Raw genomic sequence first — 15,130 nt, forward strand, 5'->3', positions numbered from 1 at the left:
CAGGCCCCCAGGAGGACCCATGCCGCGCGGCGCCCGAGAGATCACCCTGCGCTTCCTCGCCGCACCCACGGACGCGGGCTACTCCGGCACGGTCGGGGGCGGACGTGTGCTCGAGTGGATCGACAAGGCCGGCTACGCCGCGGCCGCGGGGTGGAGCGGGACGTACAGCGTCACGGCATACGTCGGCAACGTGCGCTTCACCCGGCCGGTCGAGGTCGGCGACCTCGTCGAGGCCACCGCTCGCATCATCCACACCGGAACGACGAGCATGCACATCCTCGTCACCGTCTCGGCCGGAAACCCCAAGGACGGCGACCTGCGCCCGACCACCGACTGCATCATGGTCTTCGTCGCCGTCGACGAGCACGGCCGGCCGACCCCGGTCGCCCAGCTCGTCCCGGAGGACGAGCACGACCGCGAGTGGCAGGAGAGCGCGGTCACCCGGATCGGTCTGCGCAACGAGATCGCCGCCGCCATGGCCGCCCAGACCTACAGCGACGCCGGCACCGCGCCCCGCGTCGTGCTGCGCTTCCTGGCCGCCCCGACCGACGTCAACTGGGGCGGCAAGGTGCACGGCGGCATCGTCATGCGCTGGATCGACGAGGCCGCGCACGTGCTCGCCACGCAGTGGACCGGCTCGGCGTCCAACGTCGCCGTCTACGCCGGCGGGGTCCGCTTCTACCGTCCGCTCCGGATCGGCCACCTCGTGGAGGTGGAGGCGCGACTGCTCCTCACCGGCACGTCGAGCATGCACATCAGCGTCCACGTCCGCTCCGGTGACCCCTCGACCGGCGACCTCGACCTGACGACCCACTCGCTCATCGTCTTCGTGCCGCTCGACGTCGGCGGCACGGCCCTCGCCGCGCGGCCCTGGGTGCCGGTCAGCGAGGAGGACGTGGCGCTGCGCGACCACGCGCAGGCCCTCGTCGAGATGCGCAACGAGGTCGACACCGAGCGCCACATCCCCTGACCACGCCGCTCGCTGACGGCCGGGCCACAGCCGGACCACGTCTGGCCCAGTCAGCCACCGACGGCGATGGCCTCGACCGTGCCGACGATCGCGGACGCGTCCGGGAGCGCCGCGATCTCTTCGGCCAGCGCGGCCGCCCTGGAACGGATGGCGGTGTCGCCGAGGACCCGGGTGAGGGCGCCGGCCAGCTCGGGCATCGCCTCGTGGCGACCTCCGAGGCGAAGTCCCGCCCCGACCTCCTCGATGCGCCGGGCGTTGACCTCCTGGTCGAAGGCGAAGAGCGGCACGAGCACCTGCGGCACTCCGGCGATCAGCGCGGACATCATCGTGCCGAACCCGCCGTGACCGACCACCGCCGACGCGACAGGCATGACGTCGTCCTGCGGCCACCACCGCTCGACGTGAGCGTTGTGCGGCCACGGCCGCAGGGTCTCGGGATCGCCCGCGTGCCCGGTCGTGAGGAACACCCGCACGGGCAGGTCGGCGAGCGCGTCGAGCGAGAGCCGGAAGACCGAGCTCAGCGCGTCGAAGCCCGCCGTCACCGACCCGAACGTCACGTAGACGAGAGGGAGGTCGGGATCGCCCCATCCGGACGGGACCTTCCCCGAGCCGGAGCGCGCCGCACCGTCGCGATAGCGGGTGACCCTCGGGACGTCTTGAACCGCAGCGTCGCTCGTGCCCGGACCGTGGTCCAGAACGTCGAGACTCGGTGGGACCTGTGACAGGACGGGCGCCGACGACATCGCCGCGGCGCACGACCCGTCGTCGAGGCCGGTGACGCAGTCGAGCTCGCCGAGCGGATCGACGAGCGCCGGCCCGGCCCACTGCTGGAGGCTCCCGAGCCCGATCGCCATCTCGACGTGCGGCACACCGGACCGCACCGCGGCGGCGAGCGACCCGAACTCGCACGGCTCGCGCAGGACGACGTCCGGCGCCCACGCGTCGACGAGCTCCTGCACCCGCGGCCAGGCCGCCTGCGCGTCGAGCCGACCGAAGACGTCCCGGACCACCGTCGCGTTGGCCTCCTCCGGGGTCATCGACGGCAGCCGCGCGAAGACCGGGCCCATGACCTCCTGCGGTACGTCGTCGAACGGCACGTGCTCGAGTCCGGCCCGCGCCACGTGGTTCGCGAAGGACTCCGGGGCCGCGACCCGCACCTCGTGCCCTGCCTCGACGCACGCCCGGGCCACCGGGACCATGGGGCCGAAGTGCCCCGTTCCCGCCGTCGTCGCGAAGAGCATCCGCATGTCGACCAGAGTCCCACCCGCGGCGGCGCGCGACGAGTGGTGTCGGACGGCATACACCCGCTGACGAAGGGGACACGCGGAGTTCACCCGATGGCCACCGAAGGAGCACCCACCCGCTCCCCCGGCGCTCCTAACGTCACAGACGGTTCCCAGCCGCGCCGACCAGAGGGGCGCGGCGGACTCACTCGCCGAAGGAGCACCCGCGTGACCCCCAAGCTTCTCCCCCTCATCGCCACGCCACGTCACGGCTCGCGCAGCCGCATGACGTGCCACTACCGCTGCAACGACGCCTGCGACGCCCCGGTCCCCAACGAGAGCGCCAACCCCGCGATGCGCGACCTCGTCGAGGGCGCTCTCGCCCGCCGGTCCGTCCTCAAGGGCGGCGCCATCGGCGCCGGCGCACTCGTCGTCGGCGGCCTCGCGACCGCCACCCCCGCCGCGGCCGCCGGCGCCAGCGCCGCAGCCGGCCGAAGCCGCACCACCGCGGACGTCGGCCGCGCCGCCTTCACGCCCGTCGCGCCCAACCGGGCCGACGCCGTGACGAACGCCCCCGAGTTCACCCACAACGTCGTCATCCGCTGGGGCGACCCGGTCGAGGCCGGCGCGCCCCGCTTCGACGCGCACGCCCAGACGCCGGAGGCCCAGGCCAAGCAGTTCGGCTACAACAACGACTACGTCGGCGTGCTGCCGCTCGACGGCCGACGCGCCCTGCTCGTCACGAACCACGAGTACACCGACGAGAACCTCATGTTCCCGACGGGCGAGTACGACGACGCCATGATCAAGAAGATCGCGATGGCCGCCCACGGCATGTCCGTCGTCACGATCGAGCGCGGACGCGCCCAAGGATCCTGGATCCGCGCCGACCACCGGCGCGCCCACCACAACCGCCGCATCACCGTGCACACCGAGTTCGCCTTCCACGGCCCGGCCGCCGGCCACAGCTTGCTCCGCACCGCAGCCGACCCGACGGGGACCCGCGTCAACGGCACCTTCGGCAACTGCGCCGGCGGCACGACGCCGTGGGGCACCGTCCTGTCCGGCGAGGAGAACTTCAACGGCTACTTCGACGCGAGCGGCGCCGTCGACCCGGCGAACGCCACGTCGTTCAAGCGCTACGGCCTCGCTACCGCAGCCGTGACGAACCGCGGCTGGTCGACCGTCGACGAGCGCTTCGACCTCACCAAGCACCCGCACGAGGCCTACCGCTTCGGCTGGGTCGTCGAGGTCGACCCCTTCGAGCCCGACTCGACGCCGGTCAAGCAGACGATGCTCGGCCGCTTCAAGCACGAGGGCGCCAACGTCACGATCTCCGACTCCGGCCACGCCGTCGCCTACATGGGTGACGACGAGCGCGGCGACTACCTCTACAAGTTCGTCTCGGCAGAACGCTTCCGCAAGGGCGACTCGCGCGCCGCCCGCACGCACAACAAGACCCTCCTGACCAAGGGCACCCTCTACGTCGCGAAGTTCGTCGGCGACGGCACGGGCGACGGCGAGTTCGACGGCGCGGGCACGTGGATCGCCCTCACCTCGGACACCCGGTCCCACGTCCCCGGCATGAGCGTCGCCGAGGTGCTCCTCAACACCCGGCTCGCCGCCGACACCGTCGGCCCGACGAAGATGGACCGTCCCGAGGACGTCGAGCCCAACCCCGTCAACGGCAAGATCTACGCCGCCCTGACGAACAACTCGGACCGCGGGGTGAAGTACCCGACCGACGAGACCAACCCGCTTGCCTCGAGCATGGTCCGCGCAAGCCTGGACGCACCGCTCACGAGCAAGTCGGGCAACCGCAACGGCTACGTCCTCGAGCTCACCGAGCTCGGGAACGACCACACCGCAATGACGTTCACGTGGGACCTCTTCCTCGTCTGCGGAGACCCCGCAGCGCCGGAGACGTACTTCGCGGGCTACGACAAGGCCAAGGTGAGCCCGATCAGCTGCCCCGACAACGTCGCCTTCGACGCCGTCGGCAACCTCTGGATCTCGACCGACGGCAACGTCCTCGGCTCCAACGACGGCCTCTTCCGGGTGCCGGTCTCCGGACCCGACCGCGGACGCGTCGAGCAGTTCCTCACCGTGCCGTTCGGCGCCGAGACGTGCGGCCCACTTGTCACCGAGGACCAGCGCTCGGTCTTCGTCGCCGTGCAGCACCCCGGTGAGACGGACGGCGCGACCTTCGAGACGCCGTCGAGCACCTGGCCGCACACCGACGGCTTCCCGCGCCCGAGCGTGGTCGTCTCCTACCGCCGCTGACCGAGCGGCACGACGCACGAAGGCCCGGCACCGTCAGGGGTGCCGGGCCGTCGTGCGTGACACGTCGTGACCACGAGTTGGTATGCCGTCCGGCTTCGCTCAGCGGGTGCGCGTCGGCAGGTGCGTGCGTGGCGCCATCCGCGGCCCGCGGCGCGGCCGGTGGTGCCCCGCGAGACCGAGCAGGTGCTGCACGCGGTAGCGGTGCCCGCGGTAGGGCTCGAGCAGCTCGGCGAGGCCGTCGTCGTCCACCGGGGTCCCGGTCAGAGCCCACCCGATGTCCTTGGCCACGTGGTAGTCGCCGAAGGACACGGAGTCGGGGTCGCCCAGCGCTCGCTGCGCCACCTCGGCGGCGGTCCACACCCCGACGCCCGGCAGGGCCCGCAGGCGACGGTGTGCCTCCGCGACGGACACGGACGCCCCCTGCTCGAGCCGGCCGGCATACCCCGCCGCCCGTACGACGGTGCGCGAGCGCGCGCCGTCGACGGACGCCTGCAGCCACGCCCATGACGGGACCGCCGCCCACCCGGCTGCCGTCGGCGGGGCCATGAGCCCCGGGAAGAGTCCGGGGGCCGGCTCGCCGAAGCGACGCACGAGCACGCGGTAGCCCGAGAACGCCTCCTGACCGGTCACCTTCTGCTCGATGACCGCCGGAGCGAGCGCGTCGAAGACGAGACCCGAGCGTGGCACCCGCCAGTGGGAGAAGCGCCGCCACGCCTCGGCGACGAGGTCGTGGTGGGGCTCGAAGCCCGAGGGGTCGTCGTCGTCGCCGAGGAGACCCGGCACGGCGTCGAGCAGCCACGCCGCTCCCGGACCCCACGCCTGGGCCTGCACCTCGGAGTCCCCGGGACGGCACACGAGGTGGAGGGTGCCGACGCCGTCGGGCGTCTGCGCCGCCCGCGTCACCGTGCCGTCGCGTCCGAAGCGTGAGGTCGGGTCACCCGAGCCCCGGCGGAAGACGCCGAGCTGGGCACGCAGCGCGATCTCGCGGTCGCTGCGCCACAGGCGGGTCGGGGCTTCGGGCACCACAACATCCTCGCCTACACTCGGCACCGTCGCCGCACGGGACGACCCGTCCGTCGACGAGCGACTCACACCCCCGCCCCACCGGCCCCACCGGCCGCCGCCGACAGACCGACAGGAACGAGGAACGATGGCCCGCGAGACGAGCCGAGACCGCCGCGAGCGCGTCGCCGAGATGCAGGCCGCCCAGAAGAAGGCCGAGCGCCGTCGCCTCTTCGTCGTGATCGGCGCCTGCGTGGCCGTCATCGCCATCATCGGCGCGGCCGTCGCCTGGGCGATCATCGGTGAGCAGAACAAGAAGGACGAGGCGCTCCAGAACATCAGCGGCGACGTCGCCGCCGCCTCGTGCGACCCCATCACCAACGACCCCGCGAGCGGCTCGAGCGACCACGTCGGCCCGGGCACCAACCAGCCGGACGTCACGAAGATCACGTACTCCACGGTCCCGCCGTCGAGCGGCAAGCACTTCGCCGTCCCGGCCGTCGACGGGCGTCGCGTCTACACCGTCGCGGACGCCCCGCAGATCGAGACGCTGGTGCACAACCTCGAGCACGGCTACACGATCCTCTGGTACGACCGCTCCGTCGAGAAGGAGCAGGCAGCCGCGTTCCAGGCCCTGTCGACCAAGGTCAACGCCATGAAGGAGTCGGCCAACAAGTTCCTCATCAGCCCGTGGGACCCCGCCCACGGCGCCTTCCCCGCGGGCAAGAAGTACGCCCTGTCCCACTGGGCCGCCGACGTCGACCAGGCCACCGGCAAGGTCGGCGCCCAGATGGGTCACCGTCAGCTGTGCGGAGGACTCAACACGACGGTCGTCGAGGACTTCGTCAAGAAGTACCCGTGGAGCTCTGCCCCGGAGCCCGGCGCCGCCTGAGCCCTCCCCCGTTCGCCTCCCAGCCCCCGGTGACCCACCGGGGGCTGGGTGCGTGTGCAGCGGGTTACCCTGCCGTCATGACGATCACCGGCGAGTACGTCCCCAGCCCCAGCGAGTGGGTCCGCAAGCAGGTCGAGACGATCGAGAGCACGGGCACCACCGAATCGGTCGACATCATGGGCCTGCCCGTGGTCATGCTGACGATGCGCGGCGCGAAGACCGCGGCGATCCGCAAGGTGCCGCTCATGCGCGTCGAGCACGACGGGTCGTTCGCCGCGGTGGCGAGCCAGGGCGGGGCACCGGCGCACCCGAACTGGTACCACAACCTCCTCGCCCACCCCGACATCGACCTCCAGGCCGGCACCGAGACGTTCCCCGTGCACGCCCGCGAGCTCGAGGGCGAGGAGCGCGAGCAGTGGTGGCAGCGGTGCGTCGCGGCCTACCCGCCCTACGCGGAGTACCAGACGAGGACGGACCGCCTCATCCCCGTCTTCGTGCTCGAGCGCCGCTGAGCGTCCGCGCGCGACGGGTCGGACCGCGACGGGTCAGACGCTGACGTCGCTCTCGGCGGCGGCGTGCCGCTCGGTGATGAGGTGGTGCGAGCGGGCGTAGAGCCACCCGCCGAGCGCTGCGACGACGTCGACGATCGTGACGATGAAGCGCGACATGATCGCGACGGCGGCCGCCGCCGGCGTCGGCATGGCCGTGGACAGGATGAGGGTGAGCAGTCCCTCGCGCGCACCCAGTCCGGCCGGCAGGACGATCGTCAGCATGCCGAGCGACACCGACAGGGCGTAGCCCGTCATCGCCGCCGTCGTGAGGTCGGGGTGCGGCGAGGCGTCCCCGGCGACCGCCCGGGCGAGCAGCAGGGTGTGCACGCCGAAGGCGACCCACACGAGGACGAAGATGACGACCGCGCGCATCACGGCACCCGCCGAGAGGCCGTGCTCGAGGGGCTCGCGCTTGATGGTGCGCAGCATCTTGTCGATGATCGCGTTGAGCAGCTTGGGCACGCAGAGCACGACGAGGATCGGGATGCCGAGGAGCAGCCACCAGTCGAAGCCCGACGAGGTGCTCGTGAGCAGGAACGACGCCGCCGGGAGCCCGACGAGCAGGCCCGTGAGCAGGGCCAGCCCGAGCGCGAGCAGGCCGGTCACGGCGGTGCGCCGACGCGGCACCTTGAGGTGGCTCGCGATGTCCGCCTGCACGAGCACCGACCACAGCGAGCCCGGGAGGTACTTGCCGAGCTGGCCGACGAAGTAGACGCCGGACGCGGGCGCGAGGTGCAGGTCGGAGCCGAGGTCGCGCAGCAGCGTCTTCCAGCCGATCATCGTCAGCCACGTGCCGATGCCTGCCGCGAGCGTCGACCACAGGAACGTCGTCCACGAGATCTTGTCGAGGTGGACGGACACGTCGGCCCAGTTGTGGACGACTGCGTAGACCACGGCTGCGAGCGTGATGAGCGCGATGGCCACGCGCAGGACGGTGAGGATCTTCTTACGGGTCATGTCGCACCCATCATCGCAGCGTCATCCGGGTGCTCAGCGCCGTCGCAGCGTGAGACGCACGAGGCCGTATGCCGCGTCGTCGGCCCGGGCGCGTGACGCCGCTTCCCGCATCCGGGCGTTGACGTCGCCGTCGAGGTCGCCGATGAGCACGAACCCGAGGTCGTGGGCGCGGGCCAGGATGCCACGCACGTCGGCGGGTCCGACGGCCCCCTCGGCCGCGCGCGGGCCGATCGGGACCGTGACGACGAGGAGGCCGCCGGAGCGCAGCGCCCACGAGGCCTGCTCGAGCACGTGGTCGACGTCGTCGGCGTCGCAGCCATGGGGGTGGATGCGGACGATGACGTCGAGGGATCCGGTGTCGACGTCGAGCGCCGCCACGCTCGGGTGCGAGCCGGTGAAGTCGATCTCGACGGGGGCGAAGCCGACCGCGCGGGCCCACCGGGAGAGGAGGGAGCGCGTGCCGCCCTCGTCGACGATCACGGCGCTCCGGCGGCCGTCGTCGCGCACCCGCAGGATCGCGGCGAGACTGCCGAGGGCCGCCCACGCCGAGACGCTGTCGAGGGATCGCGGCAGGCCGAGGATGCGTGAGAGCCGGCGGGCGTCGTCGGCCTCGTCGGGCTCGCCCAGCACGTCGGTCGCGAGCACCCACTCGGGAAGGTCGTCGGGACGGAGCGAGACGAGCGGACGCCGCGCCGCCACGGCCCGGGTCGCGCTGCGACGGGCCCGGCCGGCGACGCTGCGAGCCCCGCGACCCAGGACGCGGCGGGCGTGTGGGAGCAGGCCCTGCTCCGCCGGCCCGTCGTCGTCCCTGGGGTGGAGGTCGTCGGGGTCGTCGGGGTCGTCGGGGTCGTCGGGGTCGTCAGCAGGCACGCCGGGCTCGTCGGCGGGGAGGCCCGGGTCGCCGAGCAGCACGCTCTCGTCGACGGAGAGCGCCTCGAGGGTTCCGAGGTAGTGCGCCCACGGTCCCGACAGGTCGGGGGTCTGCACGCCCTCGGCGAGGCGGCGGCGGACGTCGGGGTCGCCGAGACGGCGCAGCGCACCCGCGAGCGCTCGCTCGTCCTCAGGCGGGACGAGGATCCCGTTGACGCCGTCGGCCACCTGCTGGGAGAAGGGGGCGATGTCGGAGGCGAGGACGGGCAGCCCGTGGGCGTGGCCGAGGATGACGTTCTGCGAGGCCGTCGCCGAGCGGTAGGGCAGTGCGAGCACGTCGTGGTCGGCGAGGAGCGAGGCGAGCGCGTCGGCGGGGACGTAGCCGTCGCGGATCTCGACCCGCCCGGCGAGCGCCGGGTCCGAGGCGAGGCGGCTGATCACGCCGCGGTTGGCGCCCCAGATCTCACCGGCGATCGTGAGGGTGACCTCGGGCACGGTCCGCATGGCGCGCAGGAGCACGTCGATGCCCTTGTACTCCCGGATCAGGCCGAGGGCGAGCAGGCGGGTGGGACCGGGCCGCGGTCCGCGGTGGATCGGGTCGCCCCCGGGGAGGTGGGGCGGGAGGTCGGCGACGGAGACTCGTCGGGCCCCCAGCTCGTGGGCCACCGTGGCCTGGTCGGCGCTGTGCACGAGCACGGAGTCGACGCGCGAGAAGAGCACTGACATGAGCCGGGCATCACCCGGGTGCGGCTCGTGCGGCAGGACGTTGTGGCAGACGACGACCGACTGAGGGCGCGGACCATCACCACCCGGCACGGCGCCAGCGGCCCGCAGCAGCGCCAGGTGGGCTGGGACGACGGGAGGCATGACGTGGACGACGAGGATCGCGTCGACATCGCGCAGCCGCCGACCGGCCCGCACCCACGTGTCGGGCCGAGCCCAGCTGAGCGCCCGGATCGTCCGCGGGAACGGAGGCACCTCGGGCACCCCGTCGGGCACGGACGCATCGGCGTGGTGCAGCTTCGAGGGGTAGAGGTGTGCCCACGACACGAGCGTGACGTCGTGCCCGGCGTCCGCGAGGTGGTGGGCGAGCATCGTCGTGTGCGCGGCGACGCCGCCCTTGTGCGGGTGGGTCGGGCCGACGATCGCGATGCGGAGCGCGGCCGAGCCCGTCGAGTCGTCCGTCATGGTGCCCCGACTCTAGTTCCCGGCCCCGGCTCCCGGGCGTGCTGCCGCGCGCGCCTCGCGTGTCGGTCAGGGCACCGACGGCGCTCTACGCTGGGCGCATGCAGAACGAGGACGTGTGGCTGGTCGTGCCGCTCTACGACGAGGCAGCCGTCATCGCCGACGTCGTGCGCGAGGCCCGCGCCGTCTTCCCCAACATCGTGTGCGTCGACGACGGGTCGCACGACGGGTCGGCCGACCGTGCCGAGCAGGCGGGTGCGGCCGTCGTGCGCCACCCCGTCAACCTCGGGCAGGGCGCGGCCCTGCAGACGGGCTTCGACTACGCCCTGGGCGACCCGGCCATGCGCTACGTCGTCACCTACGACGCCGACGGCCAGCACCAGATCCACGACGTCGAGGTCATGGTCGACCGCATCCGGCAGGGCGACGTGCGTGTCGTGTTCGGCTCACGCTTCCTTGACGAGCGCACCGACGCCTCGGCCTCGAAGCGGCTCGTCCTGCGGGCCGCGGTCGCCTACACGAACTTCACGACGGGCACCCGACTGACCGATGCGCACAACGGCCTGCGCGTCCTGCACCGTGACGTCGTGCAGCGCCTCGACATCACCCAGAACCGGATGGCGCACGCCTCCGAGATCGTCGCCCAGATCGGCTCGATGCGCTTCGACGGCGCGAAGGTCGCCTACGCGGAGGAGCCCGTGCACATCCTCTACACCGACTACTCCAAGGCCAAGGGCCAGTCGCTCTGGAACGCCGTCAACATCCTCGCGGAGCTGATCTGGCGATGAGTCGACAGAGTGTCATTCAGATCCTGCTCATCGCCGCGGTCCTCGCGATCGCCTGGCGGCTGCTCATCGGCTCGGGACAGCGCACGCAGGCGCTGCGTCGCCTGGGGCTGCTCTTCCTGCTCGGCCTCGTCATCTACTCGATCATCGACCCGAGCAAGACGTGGACCAACCTCGCCAAGGCGTTGGGGATCGGACGCGGCGCCGACCTCATCCTCTACGGGCTGGTCGTGGCCTTCCTCGGCTTCGTCGTGACGACCTACAAGCGCTTCCGTGCGATGGAGACGCGCTACACCCGCCTGGCGCGCCGCATCGCCCTCGACGAGGCGGGGTCCGCAGCCGAGCACGTGAAGTCGACAGGAACGGCTGTCACACTGTCCGGCGAAGTTCCCCCGTCCCCGAGCGTGAAGGCAGCCGATGCCGACTGATCCGAGCACTCCGCGTCGTCCCGGCCATGACGACGCCTACGTCGTCGACACCCGGCGTGGCCCCAAGCGACCCGGCGGCGCGGCCGTCGCCGCTTCGCGCATCGACGAGAGGGACGCCGGACCGGACACCCCGGCGCGTGAGCCCCGCTACCGCTGGCGCCGAGGACGCATCGCGCTCGTCGTGCTGCTCGTGCTGCTCCTGGCCTGGATCGGCTTCATGGTCTGGGTGCCGATGCAGGCGTGGGGGGCCGTCAACAAGGTCGACAACATCCCCGCTGGCGAGCGGCCCACCGACACGTCGGGCTACAACTACCTCCTCGTGGGCTCCGACAGCCGTGAGGGGTTGACCAAGGAGCAGCGCAAGAAGTACGCGACGGGCAACGCGGCCGGCAACCGCACCGACACGATCATGCTCGTCCACGTCTCCGAGAGCGGCGGCAAGCCGGTCATGGTCTCGCTCCCCCGCGACTCCTACGTGCCCATCCTTGGGCACGGCTCCAACAAGATCAACGCCGCGTACTCCATCGGCGGACCCAAGCTGCTGACCGACACCGTCGAGCAGGTCACCGGCATCCACGTCGACGGCTACATCGAGATCGGCCTGGGTGGCTTCGCCGCCGTCGTCGACAGCGTCGGCGGCGTCGACCTCTGCGTGCCGCGCGACATGAAGGACAAGAAGGCCGGCATCGACCTCAAGAAGGGCTGCCAGACGCTCGACGGTGGCAATGCCCTCGGCTACGTCCGCTCCCGCTACGAGGACCCGCTGGGCGACATCGGGCGCGCCGCCCGGCAGCGCCAGTTCCTCGGTGCGCTCATGAAGAAGGCCGCGACGCCCTCGACCGTGCTCATCCCCTGGCGCTACAAGAGCTTCGCCGACGCCTCCGCAGCGGGCCTCGCGGTCGGCCAGGACACGGGGATCGTGGACGCCGTCCGGGTGCTCCAGGCCATGCGTGCCGTCAGCAACGACGAGGGCCTCTCCCTGTCCGTGCCGACCTCCGACCTCGCCTACCGCACGAGCGCCGGCGCCCTCGCCGTCAAGTGGGACACCGAGCGCGCCAAGGCGCTCTTCAAGGCCCTCAAGGACGACGAGCCACTGACCGAGCCGCCAGCCGGCACCACCGTCGAAGGAGCGAAGAACAGCTGATGGCCGACCTGCTGCCCGCCGACGTGCTCGCGCGGATGGTCGCCGCGGACCCGGGCCGGCCGCGCCTGACGTGGTACGACGACGAGCCGGGACCGACCGCGGGCGAGCGCATCGAGCTCAGCGCCCGCGTCCTGGCCAACTGGGTCGCCAAGGCTGCGAACCTCCTCCAGGACGACGCCGCGGCGGGCCCCGGCACGACGGTCGGCATCGACCTCCCGGCGCACTGGCGCTCGCTCTACTGGGCCCTCGCGGCGTGGTCGGTCGGCGCGACGGTCGTCGTCGGCGACGCGGCCACCGGAGCCGACGTGCTCGTCACCGGCTCCCCCGCTGCCGCCGCCGGCCACGGAGGTGACGCGGTGCTCGTCTCGCTGCCGGCCCTGGCCCGTCGGCACCCGGAGGCCGACGATGCGGGTGGCGCCGTCGACGAGGCCCGCGAGCTGGCCACCCACGGCGACCTCTTCTCGCCGATGTCCGACGCCGAGCCCGGCGACGTCGCGCTGGCGGCGGACGGCGTCGACACGGCATACGGCGCCGTCGTCGCGCCCGAGGACGGCTGGGGCACATCCCCGCGCGTCGTGCTCGGCGGCGCCCTCGAGCCGGTGCTGCGCCGGGCGCTCGCCGCCTGGGCGGTCGACGGGTCGGTCGTGCTCGTGCGCGGTCAGCGCGACGACCTCGCAGACCGCTTCGCCTCGGAGGGCGTCACCGTCGACGCCCGCGAGAGCGCCTGAGCGACAAGGCTCTACGCCGACAGCCGGTCGAAGAGCGACCAGGTCCGGGACGCGACGACCCCGGTGCTGGCGAGGCCCGCCCGCGCCTGCACGGACTTGACGGCCTCGCGCGTCGCCAGGTCGAAGACGCCCGTCTGACGGACGCCGAGCAGGCGCTGCACGGCGACGACCTGAGGTCCCGTGTCACCCGCGCGCAGCACCGTCGAACGGTCGGCCACGAAGGGGAAGTCACGGGCCTCGAGGACGTCCCAGAGCTCGGGGGTCATGACCCCGGTCTGTGGCAGCGCGAGCGAGCGCTGCAACGAGACGACCTTGTCGCGTGTGACGGAGCCGAAGACACCGTCGACGGCGAGGCCGCCGAGCGCCCGTTGGAGGACGCGCACCGCGGCGCCGCGCGACCCGGTCGCGAGCGTCAGGCTCTTGTATGCCGTGTAGCTCGTGGCGATGTCGACGCTGGCGACCCCGGCGCTGCTGCGTGACGACGTGCTGGCATAGGTGGTCATGGCGAGGTCCCTCCCGGCCGTGGTGGTGCTGGTGACGAGCGCGACGGTGCTCGTCGTCGCCGACCAGCCGCGCGTGTAGAGCCGCTGTTGCGTGGCCGAGTCGGCGACACCGGTCTGCGGCAGCCCGGCGAAGCGCTGGTAGGCCGTCACCCGGGCGCGCGTCAGCGTGCCGTAGTAGCCGGTCGTCGGCAGCGAGCCGAGCCTGGCCTGGAGCGCCTTGACCGCCGCCGACGTCATCCCGAACCGCAGGGTCGGGTAGGCCTTCGTCGTCGTGCCGGACGCCGCCGCGGTCCCGGTCCAGCCGCGCACCCAGAGTCGGGCCTGCGTCACCGGGTCGGCGACTCCGGTCTGCGGCAGGCCGACGAACTTCTGGTACGCCGTCACCCGGGCCTGGGTCAGGCTGCCGTAGTAGCCGGTGGTCGGCAGCGAGCCGAGCTTGCCCTGGAGGGTCCTGACGGCGGCCGAGGTCGTCCCCGGCTTCAGCGTCGGGTAGGCCGCGGTCACGCTCCGCCACCCGCGGGCCGCGAGGATCTCCTGTGTCCGCAGGTCGGCGACGCCGGTCCGCGGCAGCCCGACGAAGGTCTGGTAGGCGACGACACGGGCCTTGGTCTGGTCGCCGAAGTAGCCGGTCGTGGGCAGGTTGCCGAGCCGGACCTGCAGCTGGCGCACCGCCTCGGAGCGCATGCCGTAGGAGAGCAGCACGGGCTTCGTCGTCACGGGCGTCGACGGCGTCGGGGTGCTGGGCGGGGTCGTCGGCAGCGTCGTCGCCGCCGGCGGGAGCGAGGTGAGGTAGCTGCGGGTCGCGACCCCCGTCCACCACGACGTGCGGCCGGCCGCCCCGTCGTAGTTGAAGCTGAAGTGCACGTGGTCCGTGTGGGGCGATGAGCCGTAGTACGGCGCCCAGCCCCGCTCCGTCGCGTAGGAGCGCCACATCTTGCGGTCGTGGATGATGTACATGATCCCGAAGCGACGGGCCATGGCGCCCTTGACGCCGTTCTTGTCGGGGGCGGTCAGCCACGCGAGCACCGACTGGGCGACGGCCTCCTGCGAGGGGTTGTCGACGTTGAGCATCCAGTCCCAGGCCCGCCCGTCGTAGTGCTCCGACGGACCGCTGCCGCAGGCGCGCCCGATGAGTCCCGTCGAGCCCATCCCGTAGTGAGAGGTCATGAGCCGGGCGAATGCGAGCACGCCAGGACGCGCCACGGGGTCGCAGACCGTCTGCTCCTGGTAGGGCACGTACACGTCGAGGGTGCTCGGGAGCGTCCGGGTCGGCGGCGCCTGGACCGCCGCAGCCGGGCTCGCCGTCATGGGCACGGTCAGCGCGGGAAGAGCGAGGACGAGGCCCAGTCGGTGTCGGCGCAAGGCCATGGTGAACCTCTTGTCAGGGGAGGGAGCGGGTTTACTCCCGCACCATTTATGCACTCCAGTCACACCCATCACAAGGCGGTTCGACGAATTACAGACGTGTTCTTCGCTGGGGGTCTCAAATGACACGACTGTCATTCCCTCCCCCGCACGGCGTACGGCATACGTGCGCGGCGACCACAGGTCGGCGCGCTCGTGTGGGACGACCCCACGGCACCCGGGCGCGACGGCGCGGATAGAGTCC

The 15,130-nt window shown here is 72.3% G+C and carries 13 protein-coding genes; 8 read left to right on the plus strand and 5 right to left on the minus strand.

The window, feature by feature from the left end; genetic code table 11:
- Positions 1–19 precede the first annotated feature (19 nt).
- A complete protein-coding gene (locus tag AC1DW8_RS15585) occupies positions 20–970 on the plus strand; it encodes an acyl-CoA thioesterase (protein WP_056827095.1) in 951 nt (316 codons plus the stop codon).
- Between the two features lie 50 nt (positions 971–1,020).
- Here the strand turns inward: AC1DW8_RS15585 and AC1DW8_RS15590 are convergent, their stop codons facing one another.
- Positions 1,021–2,217 carry a glycosyltransferase gene (locus AC1DW8_RS15590; protein ID WP_478095129.1) on the minus strand — a complete coding sequence of 399 codons (1,197 nt, stop codon included), beginning with the start codon at positions 2,215–2,217 and terminating at the stop codon, positions 1,021–1,023.
- Positions 2,218–2,421: 204 nt separating this feature from the next.
- On the opposite strand from AC1DW8_RS15590, the gene AC1DW8_RS15595 reads away from it, so the two are divergent.
- Positions 2,422–4,476, plus strand: a complete 2,055-nt coding sequence (locus tag AC1DW8_RS15595; RefSeq protein WP_478095130.1) for a PhoX family protein — start codon at positions 2,422–2,424, stop codon at positions 4,474–4,476.
- A gap of 99 nt (positions 4,477–4,575) precedes the next feature.
- Here the strand turns inward: AC1DW8_RS15595 and AC1DW8_RS15600 are convergent, their stop codons facing one another.
- The gene (locus tag AC1DW8_RS15600; RefSeq protein ID WP_478095131.1) at positions 4,576–5,502 is read right to left on the minus strand and encodes a DNA-3-methyladenine glycosylase family protein; all 927 of its coding nucleotides are present in this window, start codon (positions 5,500–5,502) and stop codon (positions 4,576–4,578) included.
- Between the two features lie 124 nt (positions 5,503–5,626).
- Between AC1DW8_RS15600 and AC1DW8_RS15605 the strand changes: the two genes are divergently transcribed.
- Together AC1DW8_RS15605 and AC1DW8_RS15610 are read left to right on the plus strand one after the other, a co-directional pair.
- Positions 5,627–6,370, plus strand: a complete 744-nt coding sequence (locus AC1DW8_RS15605; RefSeq protein ID WP_056827092.1) for a DUF3105 domain-containing protein — start codon at positions 5,627–5,629, stop codon at positions 6,368–6,370.
- Positions 6,371–6,447: 77 nt separating this feature from the next.
- A complete protein-coding gene (locus tag AC1DW8_RS15610) occupies positions 6,448–6,882 on the plus strand; it encodes a nitroreductase family deazaflavin-dependent oxidoreductase (RefSeq protein WP_056775748.1) in 435 nt (144 codons plus the stop codon).
- Between the two features lie 33 nt (positions 6,883–6,915).
- Here the strand turns inward: AC1DW8_RS15610 and AC1DW8_RS15615 are convergent, their stop codons facing one another.
- Both AC1DW8_RS15615 and AC1DW8_RS15620 read right to left on the minus strand, forming a co-directional pair.
- On the minus strand, positions 6,916–7,878 hold the full coding sequence (locus AC1DW8_RS15615) for a lysylphosphatidylglycerol synthase domain-containing protein (RefSeq protein WP_056775746.1): 963 nt from the start codon (positions 7,876–7,878) through the stop codon (positions 6,916–6,918).
- Positions 7,879–7,911: 33 nt separating this feature from the next.
- Positions 7,912–9,936 (minus strand): glycosyltransferase, encoded by a 2,025-nt coding sequence (locus AC1DW8_RS15620; protein ID WP_478095132.1) that lies wholly within the window; start codon positions 9,934–9,936, stop codon positions 7,912–7,914.
- A gap of 98 nt (positions 9,937–10,034) precedes the next feature.
- Between AC1DW8_RS15620 and AC1DW8_RS15625 the strand changes: the two genes are divergently transcribed.
- Genes AC1DW8_RS15625 through AC1DW8_RS15640 form a run of 4 tightly spaced genes read left to right on the plus strand, consistent with a single transcriptional unit; the run spans position 10,035 to position 13,018 of the window.
- Positions 10,035–10,721, plus strand: a complete 687-nt coding sequence (locus AC1DW8_RS15625) for a glycosyltransferase family 2 protein (protein WP_056775742.1) — start codon at positions 10,035–10,037, stop codon at positions 10,719–10,721.
- Positions 10,718–11,146 (plus strand): DUF2304 domain-containing protein, encoded by a 429-nt coding sequence (locus AC1DW8_RS15630; RefSeq protein WP_056775741.1) that lies wholly within the window; start codon positions 10,718–10,720, stop codon positions 11,144–11,146. Before AC1DW8_RS15625 ends, AC1DW8_RS15630 begins: the two co-directional genes overlap by 4 nt.
- Positions 11,136–12,290, plus strand: a complete 1,155-nt coding sequence (locus AC1DW8_RS15635) for an LCP family protein (protein WP_478095133.1) — start codon at positions 11,136–11,138, stop codon at positions 12,288–12,290. Before AC1DW8_RS15630 ends, AC1DW8_RS15635 begins: the two co-directional genes overlap by 11 nt.
- Positions 12,290–13,018, plus strand: coding sequence for a TIGR03089 family protein (locus AC1DW8_RS15640; protein WP_056775736.1), 729 nt, complete (start codon positions 12,290–12,292; stop codon positions 13,016–13,018). Before AC1DW8_RS15635 ends, AC1DW8_RS15640 begins: the two co-directional genes overlap by 1 nt.
- Before the next feature lie 11 nt (positions 13,019–13,029).
- On the opposite strand, the gene AC1DW8_RS15645 is transcribed toward AC1DW8_RS15640, so the two are convergent.
- Positions 13,030–14,889, minus strand: a complete 1,860-nt coding sequence (locus AC1DW8_RS15645; protein WP_478095134.1) for a peptidoglycan-binding domain-containing protein — start codon at positions 14,887–14,889, stop codon at positions 13,030–13,032.
- Positions 14,890–15,130 lie beyond the last annotated feature (241 nt).

This window comes from Terrabacter sp. P2_E3, assembly GCF_056403915.1.

Bases quoted from the DNA above. Each gene is read 5' to 3' on its own strand.
- AC1DW8_RS15585 (WP_056827095.1), top strand. From the start codon at position 20: ATGCCGCGCGGCGCCCGAGAGATCACCCTGCGCTTCCTCGCCGCACCC.
- AC1DW8_RS15590 (WP_478095129.1), bottom strand. From the start codon at position 2,217: ATGCGGATGCTCTTCGCGACGACGGCGGGAACGGGGCACTTCGGCCCC.
- AC1DW8_RS15605 (WP_056827092.1), top strand. From the start codon at position 5,627: ATGGCCCGCGAGACGAGCCGAGACCGCCGCGAGCGCGTCGCCGAGATG.
- AC1DW8_RS15610 (WP_056775748.1), top strand. From the start codon at position 6,448: ATGACGATCACCGGCGAGTACGTCCCCAGCCCCAGCGAGTGGGTCCGC.
- AC1DW8_RS15615 (WP_056775746.1), bottom strand. From the start codon at position 7,878: ATGACCCGTAAGAAGATCCTCACCGTCCTGCGCGTGGCCATCGCGCTC.
- AC1DW8_RS15620 (WP_478095132.1), bottom strand. From the start codon at position 9,936: ATGACGGACGACTCGACGGGCTCGGCCGCGCTCCGCATCGCGATCGTC.
- AC1DW8_RS15625 (WP_056775742.1), top strand. From the start codon at position 10,035: ATGCAGAACGAGGACGTGTGGCTGGTCGTGCCGCTCTACGACGAGGCA.
- AC1DW8_RS15630 (WP_056775741.1), top strand. From the start codon at position 10,718: ATGAGTCGACAGAGTGTCATTCAGATCCTGCTCATCGCCGCGGTCCTC.
- AC1DW8_RS15635 (WP_478095133.1), top strand. From the start codon at position 11,136: ATGCCGACTGATCCGAGCACTCCGCGTCGTCCCGGCCATGACGACGCC.
- AC1DW8_RS15640 (WP_056775736.1), top strand. From the start codon at position 12,290: ATGGCCGACCTGCTGCCCGCCGACGTGCTCGCGCGGATGGTCGCCGCG.
- AC1DW8_RS15645 (WP_478095134.1), bottom strand. From the start codon at position 14,889: ATGGCCTTGCGCCGACACCGACTGGGCCTCGTCCTCGCTCTTCCCGCG.